Raw genomic sequence first — 262 nt, forward strand, 5'->3', positions numbered from 1 at the left:
AAGTTATATAAACCTTCTTCCTTGCTGGAAAAAAAGACAGGAGCAAACAAGCTATTGGCTATTTCCATTTTATCACGAGTTGTTACAGAACAAAACAGGCTGCCTAATCCTTCTCATAAGGGCGATACTCAGACTTCGTTTTCATCATCCCGTAAATAATCCTGACCGCTCGCCGCATGATACAAACCAGGGCCTGGGGCTTGGTCTTTCCCTCTCTGATTCTGCGGAGAAAATAGTCATGAAACACCGGGTGTCTCGGCTT

1 pseudogene is annotated in these 262 nt (G+C 44.7%); it reads right to left on the reverse strand.

What is annotated here, in order from left to right:
• Positions 1-103: 103 nt before the first annotated feature.
• A pseudogene (locus ALO_RS22230) lies at positions 104-262 on the reverse strand (IS110 family transposase); the annotation flags it as partial.

It is taken from the genome of Acetonema longum DSM 6540, from assembly GCF_000219125.1.
Lineage (GTDB): Bacteria > Bacillota > Negativicutes > Sporomusales > Acetonemataceae > Acetonema > Acetonema longum.